The organism is Helicobacter baculiformis, from assembly GCF_900197685.1.
GTDB lineage: Bacteria > Campylobacterota > Campylobacteria > Campylobacterales > Helicobacteraceae > Helicobacter > Helicobacter baculiformis.
This window is the reverse complement of the sequence record NZ_FZMF01000013.1, coordinates 118,064-132,714: the sequence shown is the minus strand read 5'-3', so window position 1 is coordinate 132,714 and position 14,651 is coordinate 118,064. Positions and strand designations below refer to the sequence as shown.

The following is a 14,651-nucleotide window of genomic DNA, read 5'->3' as shown; positions in this document are numbered from 1 at the left end:
CTTAGCATGGATACTCCAAAATACTGAAGGTGTTGACTTTCTCTGCCACTTTTTCCAACCCCCCAAGCTCTGTTAAATTGATCAAAAAACATGCTTCTAAACATTTAGCCTGCAATCTATCCAAGAGTTCCAAGCTTGCTAAAGCTGTACCTCCTGTAGCAATCAAATCATCGATTAACAAGACATGCGCGTCCTTAATTTCTCTTAGTGCATCTGTATGCATTTCAACACTATCCATGCCGTATTCCATCTGATAAGAGGCGCTGATCGTTTTGAAAGGTAGTTTGCCCTTTTTGCGCACGGGTGCAAACCCTGCCCCTAGAGCGTAAGCCAAACTCGCACCTAAAATAAATCCGCGTGCCTCAATACCCACTACAAAATCGATACTATGATGTTGATAGCGCACTCTGAGTGTTTCAATCAGTCTAAAAAAAAGCGTAGGGTGGTTAATGAGCGGAGTGATATCTCTAAATAAAATTCCAGCTCTAGGATAACCCTCAATTTCCCTAATTGCCTCATGAAGCTGGTTTTTGAGTTTTTGGCTGAACATAAACTTCCTTCGATTTCTTATAACAACGCTTCGATTTTTTGCTCTAATTCACGAATACGAGCTTTATATTTATCTGTTTCTAAGCGGTATTGAGCATTACGCTGCTTTAAGACTTTAACTTCATCTTTGAGCGCATTCATCTCATGGGTCAAGATATCAATATTGCCCAAAGAGCGTTGGAGTTGTAATTGGTGTTTTTGGATCAACACTTCTGCCTCTTGCAAGGTGAGCTTCATAGACGCAGCGTATTTTTCTTGGCGCTTGGCTACCGAGCGGTAAAAAAACGCGCGTACAGCCATATAAACTACAAAGAGCACAACAAGAGTGATAAGCATCCACTCGGCTAACATAAACACAAATCCTCTATTTTAGCAATGCGACGCGCGTGTCGCCCGCCCTCAAACTCCGTATGCAAAAAGGCATGCAAAATGCTCTGAGCCACCCCAAAGCCGATCACATTCTGCCCCAAGCAGAGTACATTAGCGTCATTGTGCAAACGCGCCATTTGCGCCATGTAGGCGTCCGTGCACAACGCCCCACGCACATGGGGCACTCTATTGCATGCCATACTCATGCCAATCCCACTCCCACATACCAGTACCCCTATAACCCCCTCTTTGATTTCTTGAGTCACCTGTTTAGCCATGTCCGGATAGTCCACCCTCTGCCCTCTTGGAGGCTTGTAGACTCGCAAAGCAACCCCTTGCTCTCTTACACACTCCTCTAAAAACTCGGCTAGATCCAGCCCGGCATGATCGCAACCTAGCACAACTTCCATCATCTTCCCTCAGCTGCTAATGTTTCTAAACCTTGCAAGCTCTTAAACATACGCTTCCAACGGACTTTAAAAATATCCTTAGAATTGCGTACTCCTTCGCTATTAGTCAGGTTAAGGCTGAAGTATGTAAACCACGGCGTACCCACAATGTGGCGATAGGGCACACTCCCCCAAAAGCGCGAATCACTACTATCGTCCCGATTATCGCCAATCATAAAAAAATGATCGGGATCGATCTTGGTGTAAAACACCACTTCATCACCCAAATCAATTTGTCGCATGCTGATTTTGACATCTTTGATATTGAGTTGGTGGTTGTAGAGGGCTTGCATAACATGGAAGGTTTGATTTTGATGTGCGTAGAAAATGCCCTTGTGTTTTGAAGCATAAGGTGCAAAGACAAAATCTTTACCCATAAAGTTTTTAATCTTGTGCTTGGGAAAATGCGTAGCAATGTAATTGGGATCATTTTCGCTCTCAAAGGGACGTAAATAAAAACCCTCCGCATTGAAGATCACCTCATCGCCCCCTAGTGCAAAAAGCCGTTTGACATAGTAGCCTTTGTCTTGGGGCGGAATAAACACCACCACCTCACCCCGATTAGGGCGTTTCCCCTCGATCAAATGCCCATTGCCTTTAAAGTCAGGTAAGAGAGGAATATCTAGCCATGGAAGTCTAGGAATACTGATCCCATAGGCGAATTTCTTTACAAAAAGCATATCTCCCTCGTAAAGAGTGCCCACCATAGAACGAGAAGGGATAATAAAGGCTTGGGCAACAAAGAAAATAGCCAAAAGCACCAAAACGATTGTCCCTACCCAACTAGAGGCAAAACGCGATAAAGCTCTTAGCATGAGCGCTCCCACAAAGCGGTCTGCGTGGCTAAAAGCGTGTTTTGCAAAAGCGCACTAATAGTCATAGGACCTACACCACCGGGCACGGGAGTAATGTAACTCACCTTATGGCGCACGGCTTCAAAATCCACATCTCCTACAATCTTATCTCCCTGCTTGTTGATCCCAATATCCACCACCACAGCTCCCTCTTTAAGCAAATCTGGACCAACTAACCCCACTTTGCCCACACCTACGCACACAATGTCTGCCTTTTGGGTATAGATACTCAAATCTTTAGTCAAAATATGGCAGATACTCACACTCGCTCCCGCATTCAGCATTAAGGAGGCTAAGGGCTTGCCAATAATATTGCTCGCCCCCACAATGACCACATCTTTACCTTTCACGGCAATGTTGTAATGCTCTAAAAGTTGCATCACCCCCATCGCGGTCGCGGGCAAAAACCCTTTGAGCAGGCTATTAGAATACACCCGCCCCACATTGAGCGGGTGAAAACCATCCACATCTTTATGGGGCGCGATGGCTTCTAAAATCTCGCGCGTGTCCATGTGAGCTGGCAGAGGGAGTTGGACTAAAATCCCGTGCACGCTTGAATTGGCATTAAGCGCGTGTAAAATTTCTAGAAGTTTGCTTTGTGGGGTTGAATCTTCTAGGTGCTGTAATTGGCAGTTGATCCCCACGCGCGCACAGGCTTTCACTTTCATGTTAACATACACCCGACTAGCCGGGTTATCGCCCACCAAGATCACCGCTAAAACGGGCACGACATCTAAGCGCGCCACTTCCTCTTGCAACATGCTCTCTTTGTGTTTAGCTAAGGCCTGCCCATCTAATAAGACCATATCCATCCTAAGAACTTTTTGCGCTATTATAGTGAAAATTCTTTGAAAAGGGCTAGGATGCGCAAAGCGATCGTTGCGTGGCTGTGTTTGGGCGGACTTGGCATGGGCGCACAGAACGCGCCCAAGAACAAAGACAATAGCTTCATCACCATCTTAGAATATGGCAAGGAACTGTATAAAAACCCTAGAGACATTAGCTGCGTGAAATGCCATGGCCTGCTAGGAGAAGCTAAAGTGATCACCCGCTACACCCAGCATAATAAAGAACGCGTCTTCAGTGCCCCCCCCATTTATAACTTGAGTTTTGAGCGCTTTAAAAACACTCTAGAGCGGGGGCGATCCATCATGCCCAAATACAACCTAACCCCCGATGAGATCAAGGCGATCTATTACTACATCACCTCCACGCGTAAAAACTAGGCCCCTTGCGCGTTGTTATAACGCTTAAACACCTCTTGACTCACCTTGTAACTGCAAAACTTGGGGCCGCACATGGAGCAAAACTCCGCCTCTTTGAAGACTTCTTGGGGTAAAGCCTCATCGTGATACTCTCTAGCGCGATCGGGATCCAAGGCGAGCTCAAATTGTTTGTTCCACTCAAAGGCATACCTAGCATCGCTCATCAAGTCATCGCGTACCCGTGCATTCACCCGACCGCGTGCGATGTCAGCGGCATGGGCGGCGATCTTGTAGGCTAAAATCCCCTCTCTGACATCTTTAGCATTGGGCAAGCCTAGATGTTCTTTAGGGGTTACATAGCAAAGCATCGCCACTCCCTTCCAGGCGGCTACACACGCCCCAATCGCGCTAGCGATGTGATCGTATCCGGCCGCAATATCGGTTACCAAAGGTCCTAGCACATAAAAGGGGGCTTGGTTACAAAACTCTTGTTGGAGTTTGACATTGCGCTCAATTTGATTCAAGGGCACATGCCCGGGGCCCTCAATCATCACCTGCACATCTTTTTCATACGCCCTTTGGGCTAACTCGCCTAGCACTTTCAATTCGGCAAATTGGGCGGTGTCGCTCGCATCGGCTAGACATCCCGGGCGCAAAGAATCGCCCAAACTCAAGCTCACATCGTATTGTTGGCAGATGGCTAGAATCTCATCAAAAGCGCTATAAAAAGGGTTTTGCTTGTGGTAATGCATCATCCAAGCTGCCATCAAACTCCCCCCCCGACTCACAATGCCCATTTTACGTTGACTCACATAGGGCATGTGTTCGAGCAAAAACCCGCAGTGAATCGTAAAATAACTCACCCCCTGTTTAGCCTGTTTTTCTAACACCCCTAGCATCGTCTCAATGTCTAGTTGCATCACATCGTTATGCACATCGTGCAAAATTTGATACATCGGCACGGTGCCAATGGGTACACTAGAGGCGTTAATAATCTCTTGGCGAATCGCGTCCAAATCCCCCCCAGTGGAGAGATCCATCACCGTGTCCGCTCCGTATTTCATAGCAACCCGCAATTTTTCTACCTCTTCTTCTACAGAGTGGATGATGGCAGAGCTACCGATATTGGCGTTAATCTTAGTTTTGAGCGCGATCCCAATGCCCATAGGTTCTAAATTTTGGTGCTGGATATTGGCTGGGATGATCAAACGCCCCCGCGCCACTTCAGAGCGCACAAGCTCAGGGCTCACCTCTTCTACATTGGCGATATAAGCCATCTCCTCTGTGATCACGCCCTTTTTGGCGTAGTGCAACTGGGTTTTAATGGGGTCGTTAGCGCGCTTGGCGCAGTACTCACGGCTCATAGGACTCCTTTATTAGTAAAGTTTCTAAGACTAGCACACTTTTATATGCCCTCTCTTAAAATGGTTTAAAATCACTCAAAATGACATCATGGTATTTGTCAGAAGTTTATAACTAAAGGAACGAAGTTTTCGCCCGCCTATAAAGCGGGCATACTTCAAGTTTTAAAACGATAAAACCTTGATATTGCTATCATCTTGGAAAGTGCGGATAAAGATAATGTTGTTAGTATTGCTGCAGACCTGATTAGGCTGCTGTTTAGGAGCGTTAAGATTGCAAGTGGTCGTGCTGAAATCCTTAGTCATAGCATCGATTTTAACGCTAAAATGAGGTGCTTTAGAGTTTCGCACTCTTGCCACATAGATAGTGTTAGGGAAAATGGTAGAACCGCGCGTGTCTGCAGCCGTTGTAGTCTTATTGATGGCATGCATGATTCCTCCAGCAGCCATTAGAGCCATTCCAGTCTCTCCACCTGCCGCAGCTCCGGCTGTCGATAACCCTTTACCTGCACCTGTTTTTAAAATTGCTGAAGTGATTGCGCGAGCTTTGATTGCAGGTAGGGTTTTTTGGTATTCTGCCTGAACAACTCCATCAAAGTGAGAAAGAATTTCGAATTTTTCAACTTTAGTACCTGTAGAAAGAGTGAAGTTAGAGTGAAAATCCACGCCCGGTTTTAAAAGAGGCAGAGCGTAGTTAAGATTGGCATTCTTATACTCCTCCAAAGTGGGTTGCGCGCCATCTTCTACAATTATCCATGTTATTTTTTCTTTAGAATGCCCCTCAAAATATTTAATGTCTTGAGCCACTACAGATGCTTTGCTCACCGCATAAGCTTCTTTGAGTCCATCAATACCCTTACTATCTCCACTAATGCCATAGAAGAGACCCGCAACATAACTCACCAAGGGATTAATAAAGCCTTCATAAGCAGCTAATGACTTCAAACTAGAATATTTGGCACTCAAATCCTTATCAGGGGTCGCATTTTTTTCTTTAGACTCACGCGCTTTTTCTAGCATGGCATAGCGTTGCTGGAGTTGCTGTTCAAAATAAGAGAAACTATCTGTCATGCTTTTGAACTTGTTGGCATCTTTTTTCTTGGCATCTCCTTGGTCATCTAAAGTTTTTTGAATCTCTTTGGTATAGACATCTTTAATGCGACGCTGGCGTTCCATTGTGCGGTTAAACTCTACTCTAGCATCTTTGAAATTACCCATGAAAGCGTAATCTAGCGCCATGTAATAATTGGTCAAAGCCCATTCATACATATGCCCTTCGTAAGGGATATTAGTTGCGCTTCCAAAAGTCGCCGCTCCTGCCTTAGCGATCCCCTTTGCCATGTTATTTAGATTAGTGTCAAAGGCTTTATTTGCTTTATCAAGCACACTTAATGAATCCTTATAATTACTCATCATGAATGCATTCACACCATCTTGTAGTTCCCACAAAGGAGAGCTAACCTGCTTCTTATCTTTAGCGAGGATATTCTTAGCAAACTTATCTGCTTGCTGATTTTGTTTAGCATAATAGGCATTATGGAACTTTGCTAATTGATCGCGACTCTGTGTATTGGCACAGCCCAACAAGACCGCACCCAAAGCCATGCATCCATAAACCCCAACGCGTGTTTTCATAAAAACTCCTGAGTTCAATTTTAAGTTACAAGTATAGCCAAAATATACTCTACTACCGCGTCTGTAGCGCTTTTCACGAGGGACAATCACGCCACCACCATAAACTATCAACGGATGCGCGGACATTGGGTTAAGGCAAAGGGCAGATATCATGAGTTGATTTTCCATTAATATCTACAAGTATAAGATGTGCGTTATCCGACTCTCATCTACTCAATCCCCGCCTTATCAAAGTTTCCATTTAATGAAATTATGCTTTAATACCTCGTTCAGATTACAATAGGGAGCTAGTGGTGGGAGCAAATGGCGTGGTAGAACATCCTTACTTTGGGGTGTTTGTTCTCTTGGTCTTTAGCTTTGTGGTGTTCAACTGGACTTTAAAAATCCAACGCTATCTTAGCCGCTTGATGGCGCAACGCAAGAATGAAAAGCTTAAGCTGTCCGCTTACGAGTGTGGACCCCTAGCCCTCAAACAACAAAACCGCGTCAGCCACCAGTTCTATGTCATGGCGATGCTCTTCATTCTCTTTGATGTAGAAATTGTGTTCATGTTCCCATGGGCGTTGGATTTTAAGGACTTAGGGCTATTTGGCTTTATGGAGATGCTCAGTTTCATCGCCTTACTGGGCATTGGCTTTGTCTATGCTTTAAAGAGAGGAGCGCTAGAATGGCACAGCATGCAGTGAATTATCTCAAAAATAACGGGCTTCCCATCGCACTCACCACTTTAGATCACCTGCTCAACTGGGGGCGCAGCAATTCGCTTTGGCCTCTTACCTATGGGCTAGCTTGTTGTGCGATCGAGATGATGGCTACGGGGGGTTCGCGCTTTGATTTTGATCGCTTTGGGACCATCTTTAGAGCCTCGCCTAGACAATCTGATGTGATGATCATTGCGGGCACGCTCACCAAAAAACACGCCGAGTTCACCCGCCGCCTTTACGATCAAATGCCCGAACCCAAATGGGTCATTTCTATGGGCTCATGCGCCAACACGGGGGGGATGTTCAACACCTATGCCACGGTGCAGGGGGTGGATCGCGTCATTCCGGTCGATATTTATTTGCCCGGTTGTGCCCCCCGCCCCGAGACCTTGCAATACGCCCTAATGGTGTTGCAAGATAAGATCCGCCGCGCTAAGGCGATCAAAACCGACCCGCGCAAAAGCCTTGCAAGGAGCACGCATGGTTAGAAAACAACGCCCCAATGCCAATGTGCAAAAACAGGTACATTACTCCGATCGATTCCATGTCATCAAGCCCACCGCTAAATCTCCCATCGTGGGCACACCCTATGAGGTCATCTACAATCATTTAAGCTACAATCACAAAGTCTTAGAGTGCTATATTGAGCTTAATTGCGCAGTCTTTTGGGTAGCAAAGCAGGAGGTGGCAGGGGTTGCTGCTGTGCTTAAAAAGGTGGGCTATAGCACTTTGAGCGAGATGAGTGCCATTGACTTTTTAGAACAGCGCAATCAATTCGAACTCTTTTATCAATTTGTCTCTTACTTGCCCAATTTTGCAGACAAGCGGCGCGTGCGCGTGAAATGCGTCTTGGGCGCGCAAGAGAGCGTGGAGTCCTTAAGCCACCTTTTTAGCTCCGCGCTGTGGAGCGAGCGCGAGGCTTATGACATGTTTGGGATTGTCTTTGAAAACCACCCTTATTTGCGCCGTATTTTGATGCCAGAAGATTGGGTGGGGCATCCTTTGTTGAAGTCCTACCCACTTAAGGGAGATGAGCACGCCGCATGGTATGAAGTGGATAAGATTTTTGGTAAGGAGTATCGCGAGATTATCGGACCTGAACAGCGCGATAGCGCGCGCGTAGATGAGAAGGATACCTTCAACTTCTCAAAAGTGGGGCATGAACAAGCTAAGGGCTTGGTTGCCAAAGACAATCCGGGTAAGCACGCCTTTCAAAAGTCCTTATTTGTCAAAGACCTACACACTGACGCGCCCACAGAACTCAAAGAGCGACCCTAATGGCACAGATTTTTACCAAACTCAAACCCCAATTTGAAAATGTGCTCTTTGAGCAAGATGGCAATAAAATGGTGGTCAATTTTGGCCCCCAGCACCCCTCTTCGCATGGGCAACTGCGTTTGATCTTGGAGTTAGACGGGGAGAAGATCACCAAAGCCACTCCAGAGATCGGGTATTTGCACCGCGGGTGCGAAAAGCTGGGCGAAAACATGACCTATAATGAATACATGCCCACCACAGATCGCCTAGATTACACCTCTTCTACAAGCAATAACTACGCCTATGCCTATGCGGTAGAAAAACTCATCGGGCTAGAAATCCCTAGACGCGCGCAAGTGATTCGCACCATGCTTTTAGAGCTCAACCGCGTCATCTCCCATGTTTTTTTCTTGAGCGTGCATGCCTTAGATGTGGGCGCGATGTCGGTGTTTCTCTATTGTTTTAAGACGCGCGAATACGGGTTAGATTTGATGGAGGATTATTGTGGGGCGCGGCTCACACACAACGCTATCCGCATCGGGGGCGTGCCGATGGATTTGCCCCCAAACTGGTGTGAGAGTTTGCAAGGCTTCATCAAGGAGGTGCGCGCCACCCACAAGCTCATCAGCGGGCTACTAGATAGCAACCGCATTTGGCGCGCGCGCCTAGAGAATGTGGGCACTCTCACCCAAGAGATGGCAAAATCATGGGGGGCTAGTGGGATCATGTTGCGCGCCACCGGGATTGCCTATGATGTGCGCAAAGAAGAGCCCTATGAGCTCTACCCCGAATTGGATTTTGATATCCCAGTGGGTTCTAATGGGGATTCTTACGATCGCTACTTGCTCTACATGTATGAAATTGAGCAATCTTTGCGCATTTTAGAACAGCTCATCCCCATGTATGCGCCCACAGATACGCCCATCATGGCTAAAGCCCCCGACTACATCTCTGCACCCAAAGAAGACATCATGACGCAAAACTATGCCTTGATGCAACACTTCGTGCTGGTAACCCAGGGCATGCGCCCCCCTAGGGGCGAGGTGTATGCGCCCACCGAATCGCCCAAGGGCGAGCTGGGCTTTTTTATCCACTCTGAAGGGCAGCCCTATGCTTACCGCTTAAAAATCCGCGCTCCGAGCTTCTTTCATATTGGATCGTTGCAAGATGTGCTTGTGGGGCAGTATTTGGCGGACGCGGTTACGATTATTGGATCGAGCAACGCCGTCTTTGGGGAGGTGGATCGATGAGGCGTTTTGACTTGCGCCATTTGAGAGATGAACCCAACCAAGCGGTGTTAAAACGCTTGGGAGAGATCTTAGATAGCAGTGTGAGCGCGGGCGAGGTGGTGATTTTCATGGTGGAGGTGGTGGATTTTGATCTAGTGGAGCAGAGCGCAGAATTTGTCAAGGCGAGGGGGGATACCTTGATGAATTCGTTGCGTTTTAATCGTGTGGATTGGACCTTGGTGGTCAAAAAGGGGGCTTGATGGTTTTTAATATTGATGGGCAAGAAATTGCATTTCAAGAAGGGCAGACGATCTTAGAAGCCGCTAGAAGTGCGGGGGTGTATATCCCTGCCATTTGCTATTTGAGCGGGTGCTCCCCCACCGTGGCGTGCAAGATGTGCATGGTGGAGGTGGATGGCAAACGCGTTTATGGTTGCAACACCAAAGCCAAGCCCAACACGCATGTATGCACCAATACTAAAGAAATTGTAGCCGAGCGCAAGATGATCATGCAAACCTATGATGTCAATCACCCTTTAGAGTGTGGGGTGTGCGATAAGAGTGGGGAATGCGAGTTGCAGGATATGACCATGCGCATGCAGGTAGAAACCCAGCCCTTTGCCGTGCGCGATAATCTAAAACCCTTTGCCTTTTGGGCACAGGCTTCTTATGACCCTAATTTGTGTATCATGTGTGAGCGTTGCGTAACCACTTGTAGCGATAATATCGGGGATAGCAATTTAAAGGCGCTGAAGGCGGATCTGCACGCCCCAGACAAATTCAAAGCCAGCATGCCCAAAGATCCTTTTAGTGTGTGGAGTCGCAAACAAAAGGGGATGATTGGCTTTGTGGGGGATACGCCTTGTTTTGATTGCGGGGAGTGTATCGCGGTGTGCCCGGTGGGCGCGATTGTCTATAAAGATTTTAGCTATAGCGCGAATGCGTGGGAGCTCAAACGCATTGACTCCACCTGCGCGCATTGTGCTGCCGGATGCTTCATCAGCTATGAAGTGCGCCATTTTGACACTTTGGGCGATGATCTCAAAATCTTTCGGGTGGGCAATGACTTTTACCATAACCCCATCTGTGGCGCGGGGCGTTTTGCCTTTGATGTGCATGCAAGCCCTAAGGGGAGCGCGCACATTGAGCAAGCCGTACAAAAACTCCAAGAGGCTAAGGTGGTGTATATCGGGGGAGATGCGAGCAATGAAGAGGCTTATTTGGTAGAGCACTTGCGCCAAAAGCTAGGCTTTAAACTTATTAATGAAGAGGTGCGCGCGTTTCAAAATTTTTTAAATATCCTCCAGCCAAGTGCCTTTGGCGATCTAGAAGACATCAAACACGCCAACCTTATTTTGACTTTGGGATCTAAGATCCGCACAGAAAACCCCTTGATGAAATACGCCATCGCCAACGCGCTCAAGGTCAATAAGGGGAGCGCGCTCATTTACGCCCACCCCATCAAGGACAAGGCGATCACCAAAATGAGCCGCGCTGTGTTGTCCCTCACCCACGCCCCCCATGCCGAAGAGATTGTGCTAGGGGCGTTTTTGCACGCTTTGGGGCTAGAACACCCCAGCTTACAACCCCTCTTAGAGAGTTTGAGCGAGGGCGAAAAACCTCACTACACCATGCTAGAATCCATTGGGCTGGCTTTGGGCGATTTTGAAAAAATGCAAGCCTTGATCGCTAAAGCCTCTAAGATTGTGCTCATCGCCGGGCAAGAACTCTACACCCACCCTAAAGCCTCCAACATCGCCTCACTTTTAAAAACACTCAGCGCGCGTTGCCCGGTGATCTTAGTGCCCCCTAGCACGAATGCTTTAGGCATCGCCTCTATTTGCACTTTGGATACACCCACCATGGAGTCTCCTAGTGTGGGGATTCGCACCAAGGGGGATTACACTTTAGATTGCGACAACAAGGGCGCGCACAGAGTAGATTTCATCTTGCCTAGCTTCAACCAACTAGAGGCGAGTCTGACCAATTTTGAGGGGCGTTTGTTGCCCATCAGACCCGCCCTGCGCTTTGAAGGCTTTGATCTAAGCGACATCGCCCAGTATTTTGGCTGTGTGGGGGAGAGCTTGGTAGATTATACCCACATGCTCCCCCAAGAGAAGGGCTACCAACCCATCGCCTATGACACCCTCAAAAATTTCTATAGTAATGACAAGTGCAACCACAGGGGCTATAAACTCAACCCCCCCCTCTATGCGACACAAGAACCCCCCAGCGCGCCCATCCAAGCGATCTTGCCTAGCGAGTTTAACGCCTATTGCAAATACCCCGAAACCCAGTTTGGTACGCCCACTTTGCAAAGCGCTAATCTGCAACTCAAGGCGGGGGTTTATGTTTCTGCAGCGCACCTAGAGAAGTTAGGGCTAGAGGAGGGGGCTTGCGTGCGTCTGAAAAAGGGCGATTTGCATTTAGAGGGGGCGATTTATGTGGATCACAGCCTAGAACAAGAGATTTTCATGGTGAGTCCTAATTTAGACACACAGGGGATCTTCGCCCAAGGGCTATTTAGCACCCTAGAGTTGGAGCGCGTATGAGTGTAGAGATCCTAGAAACCTGTGTCAAAATTTTAGTGGTGGTGTTGGTGTTTGCAGGCTTGGGCGCGTTTGCCACCTATTTGGAGCGCAAGGTTTTAGCCATCTTTCAACGCCGCTTAGGGCCAACCTATGTAGGACCCTTTGGGCTCTTGCAAGTGATTGCCGATGCGATCAAACTCTTTTGTAAAGAGGATGTGATCCCCCAACACGCCAACCGCCTCATCTTTGCAGTTGCGCCCGTGATCGCGATGGTGAGCGCCTTTGTCTCTATGGCACCCATCCCCTTTTTTGGGGATTTCACCCTCTTTGGGCACACCATCAAGCCCATCATTTCAGACATCAATGTCGGCTTGCTCTTCTTTTTAGCCGTGGGCGCGGCGGGGATTTACGCGCCCTTGCTCGCGGGTTTGGCTTCTAATAGCAAGTATTCTTTGATCGGATCGGCGCGCGCAGCCATCCAGTTGTTGAGCTTTGAAGTGGTGAGCACTCTGACAATCTTAGCCCCGATCATGGTGGTAGGTTCGCTCTCTTTGATTGAGATCAACAATTACCAGTCTGGGGGGATCTTGCATTGGCTGGTGTTCAAACAACCCCTAGCCTTTTTCTTGTTCTTGGTGGCTAGTTATGCCGAGTTGAATCGCACCCCCTTTGACTTATTAGAACATGAAGCCGAGATTGTGGCGGGGTTTTGCACCGAGTATAGCGGGCTCAGATGGGGGATGTTTTTCTTAGCTGAATACGCCCACCTCTTTGCCTTTTGCTTTGTGATCTCTTTGATCTTCTTTGGGGGATATAATCCCCTAGGCTTTATCCCCGGGGGGGTGGCGATCTTGCTTAAAGTCTGTTTCTTTGTGTTTTTGGCGATGTGGGCACGCGCCACCTTCCCGCATGTGCGCCCCGATCAACTCATGCGCTTGTGTTGGAAGATCATGTTGCCCTTGTCCTTGGTCAATATCTTGATCACCGGACTTGTCATCTTAATCTAAGGAGAAAGTATGGCGCAACAACGCTACAAATGGATCGCCCAAGAACCCAAGCCTGCGACCACCCCCCAAAAGTTCTTAGGCACGCTCAAATCCACCTTTGGGCTGGATCTCTTCAAGGGCTTGGGGCTCACCATTAAAGAGTTTTTTAGCAAGGATGTTACGATCCACTACCCTATGGAGGTTTTGCCCTTAAGCCCGCGTTATCGCGCCGTACATCACCTCCAAAGACTTTTAGAATCGGGCTCTGAACGCTGTATCGGGTGTGGGTTGTGCGAAAAAATTTGCACCAGTAATTGCATTAGAATTATCACCCACAAGGGCGCAGACGAGCGCAAACACATTGATAGCTACACCATCAATTTAGGGCGTTGTATTTATTGCGGGCTGTGTGCGGAGGTGTGTCCTGAACTAGCTATCGTGATGGGGCAACGCTTTGAAAATAGCAGTGTGCAACGCTCCCAATTTGGGGGCAAGGCAGAGTTTTTAACCGATGTGCAGAGCGCGCGCGATCACAGCCATGTAGAATTTGCCGGTTTTGGCGCGCCTAGCCTAGATGCGCACACGCGTTTGCAACAAACCCCCCTAGATTACGCCAAAGATGATCCTAAAGAAGACACCCCCCAAGCCAAAGAAGAGGTGAAGGAAGAGGAAAAAGCCCATGTTTGAAACCATCGCCTTTTATTTCTTTGCCGTACTCACCTTGGGCATGGCTTTGGTGGTGATCACCACAAAAAATATCTTGTATGCGATGAGCGCGCTAGCGAGCGCGATGGTTTTCATCGCGGCGTTTTTCTTTCTGCTGGATGCGGAGTTTTTGGGCGTGGTGCAGATCATCGTCTATGTGGGGGCGGTGATTGTGATGTATGCCTTTGGGATGATGTTTTTCAACGCCTCTGAAGAGGTGATCGAACGCGCGCATGCGCCTAAGGTGGTGGTGTTCTTGGGGGTGTGTATGGCGGTGGTACTGGTGTTTGTTTTGGGCGCACCCTTTGTAGGGCAGTACGCTTCTTTTCTCAAGGACGCGCTCAACAACGCCCCTAGCGCTGTTTCTAACACGAAGTTGGTTGGTTACGCCCTCTTTAGCAAGTACTTGCTCGCCTTTGAAGTGGGCGGCTTGATGCTCTTAGCCGCGTTGGTGGGAGGCGTTGCCACTGCTCTATACAAGAGTCATTTTACCCCTCCCTCAAAGGAGAACGCGTGATTGGTCTGCCCCATTATTTGGTATTTGCGGCTCTGCTCTTTTGTGTCGGTTTGGCGGGCATGTTGCGCCGTAAGAATATTTTGATGCTCTTTTTTTCTACAGAGATCATGCTCAATGCGATCAATGTCGCGTTTGTGGCGATCGGGCACTCTTTGCAGGACATCAATGGGCAAATTGTGGCGTTGTTTATGATCGCCATTGCTGCGGGCGAGGTGGCGGTAGGCTTGGGGCTGGTGATCCTCTGGTTTAAAAAGCACAAGAGCCTAGACATTGACACCCTAAATCGCATGAAAGGCTAGGC

General features: G+C 48.1%; 18 protein-coding genes. 11 read left to right on the top strand and 7 right to left on the bottom strand.

Annotated elements, in window-relative coordinates; all coding sequences use genetic code 11:
- Position 1 precedes the first annotated feature (1 nt).
- Genes apt through C6G87_RS02935 form a run of 5 tightly spaced genes read right to left on the bottom strand, consistent with a single transcriptional unit; the run spans position 2 to position 3,027 of the window.
- On the bottom strand, positions 2-550 hold the full coding sequence (gene apt / locus C6G87_RS02955) for an adenine phosphoribosyltransferase (protein ID WP_104752043.1): 549 nt from the start codon (positions 548-550) through the stop codon (positions 2-4).
- Positions 551-567: 17 nt separating this feature from the next.
- The gene (locus tag C6G87_RS02950; protein WP_104752042.1) at positions 568-900 is read right to left on the bottom strand and encodes a hypothetical protein; all 333 of its coding nucleotides are present in this window, start codon (positions 898-900) and stop codon (positions 568-570) included.
- Positions 894-1,328, bottom strand: coding sequence for a ribose 5-phosphate isomerase B (gene rpiB / locus C6G87_RS02945; RefSeq protein WP_382262409.1), 435 nt, complete (start codon positions 1,326-1,328; stop codon positions 894-896). The genes C6G87_RS02950 and rpiB overlap by 7 nt, the downstream gene beginning before the upstream one ends.
- A complete protein-coding gene (lepB, locus tag C6G87_RS02940; protein WP_104752040.1) occupies positions 1,328-2,182 on the bottom strand; it encodes a signal peptidase I in 855 nt (284 codons plus the stop codon). The genes rpiB and lepB overlap by 1 nt, the downstream gene beginning before the upstream one ends.
- A complete protein-coding gene (locus C6G87_RS02935; RefSeq protein ID WP_104752039.1) occupies positions 2,176-3,027 on the bottom strand; it encodes a bifunctional 5,10-methylenetetrahydrofolate dehydrogenase/5,10-methenyltetrahydrofolate cyclohydrolase in 852 nt (283 codons plus the stop codon). The genes lepB and C6G87_RS02935 overlap by 7 nt, the downstream gene beginning before the upstream one ends.
- A gap of 102 nt (positions 3,028-3,129) precedes the next feature.
- Here C6G87_RS02935 and C6G87_RS02930 point away from each other — a divergent pair, with 102 nt between their 5' ends.
- A complete protein-coding gene (locus C6G87_RS02930) occupies positions 3,130-3,447 on the top strand; it encodes a c-type cytochrome (RefSeq protein WP_233708977.1) in 318 nt (105 codons plus the stop codon).
- On the opposite strand, the gene thiC is transcribed toward C6G87_RS02930, so the two are convergent.
- Positions 3,444-4,790 carry a phosphomethylpyrimidine synthase ThiC gene (gene thiC, locus C6G87_RS02925; protein WP_104752037.1) on the bottom strand — a complete coding sequence of 449 codons (1,347 nt, stop codon included), beginning with the start codon at positions 4,788-4,790 and terminating at the stop codon, positions 3,444-3,446. The two genes, C6G87_RS02930 and thiC, sit on opposite strands and share 4 nt — an antisense overlap.
- A gap of 162 nt (positions 4,791-4,952) precedes the next feature.
- Positions 4,953-6,422: a hypothetical protein gene (locus C6G87_RS08720; protein ID WP_233708974.1), complete on the bottom strand. Its 1,470-nt coding sequence runs from the start codon at positions 6,420-6,422 to the stop codon at positions 4,953-4,955.
- A gap of 293 nt (positions 6,423-6,715) precedes the next feature.
- Here C6G87_RS08720 and C6G87_RS02915 point away from each other — a divergent pair, with 293 nt between their 5' ends.
- The 10 genes from C6G87_RS02915 to nuoK are packed head-to-tail and all read left to right on the top strand — an operon-like array spanning position 6,716 to position 14,649.
- The gene (locus C6G87_RS02915) at positions 6,716-7,108 is read left to right on the top strand and encodes an NAD(P)H-quinone oxidoreductase subunit 3 (RefSeq protein WP_104752070.1); all 393 of its coding nucleotides are present in this window, start codon (positions 6,716-6,718) and stop codon (positions 7,106-7,108) included.
- Positions 7,090-7,614, top strand: a complete 525-nt coding sequence (locus C6G87_RS02910) for a NuoB/complex I 20 kDa subunit family protein (protein WP_104752036.1) — start codon at positions 7,090-7,092, stop codon at positions 7,612-7,614. Before C6G87_RS02915 ends, C6G87_RS02910 begins: the two co-directional genes overlap by 19 nt.
- Positions 7,607-8,404 (top strand): NADH-quinone oxidoreductase subunit C, encoded by a 798-nt coding sequence (locus C6G87_RS02905; protein WP_104752035.1) that lies wholly within the window; start codon positions 7,607-7,609, stop codon positions 8,402-8,404. Before C6G87_RS02910 ends, C6G87_RS02905 begins: the two co-directional genes overlap by 8 nt.
- Positions 8,404-9,633, top strand: a complete 1,230-nt coding sequence (gene nuoD / locus C6G87_RS02900) for an NADH dehydrogenase (quinone) subunit D (protein WP_104752034.1) — start codon at positions 8,404-8,406, stop codon at positions 9,631-9,633. The genes C6G87_RS02905 and nuoD overlap by 1 nt, the downstream gene beginning before the upstream one ends.
- Positions 9,630-9,872: an NADH-ubiquinone oxidoreductase subunit E family protein gene (locus C6G87_RS02895; RefSeq protein WP_104752033.1), complete on the top strand. Its 243-nt coding sequence runs from the start codon at positions 9,630-9,632 to the stop codon at positions 9,870-9,872. Before nuoD ends, C6G87_RS02895 begins: the two co-directional genes overlap by 4 nt.
- A complete protein-coding gene (locus tag C6G87_RS02890) occupies positions 9,869-12,163 on the top strand; it encodes an NADH-quinone oxidoreductase subunit G (RefSeq protein WP_199767612.1) in 2,295 nt (764 codons plus the stop codon). The genes C6G87_RS02895 and C6G87_RS02890 overlap by 4 nt, the downstream gene beginning before the upstream one ends.
- Positions 12,160-13,149: an NADH-quinone oxidoreductase subunit NuoH gene (gene nuoH / locus C6G87_RS02885; protein WP_104752031.1), complete on the top strand. Its 990-nt coding sequence runs from the start codon at positions 12,160-12,162 to the stop codon at positions 13,147-13,149. Before C6G87_RS02890 ends, nuoH begins: the two co-directional genes overlap by 4 nt.
- Before the next feature lie 9 nt (positions 13,150-13,158).
- Positions 13,159-13,815: an NADH-quinone oxidoreductase subunit NuoI gene (nuoI, locus tag C6G87_RS02880; RefSeq protein ID WP_104752030.1), complete on the top strand. Its 657-nt coding sequence runs from the start codon at positions 13,159-13,161 to the stop codon at positions 13,813-13,815.
- Entirely contained in the window at positions 13,808-14,350 is a 543-nt protein-coding gene (locus C6G87_RS02875; protein WP_104752029.1) for an NADH-quinone oxidoreductase subunit J, read from the top strand. Before nuoI ends, C6G87_RS02875 begins: the two co-directional genes overlap by 8 nt.
- On the top strand, positions 14,347-14,649 hold the full coding sequence (nuoK, locus tag C6G87_RS02870; RefSeq protein ID WP_104752028.1) for an NADH-quinone oxidoreductase subunit NuoK: 303 nt from the start codon (positions 14,347-14,349) through the stop codon (positions 14,647-14,649). The genes C6G87_RS02875 and nuoK overlap by 4 nt, the downstream gene beginning before the upstream one ends.
- Positions 14,650-14,651 lie beyond the last annotated feature (2 nt).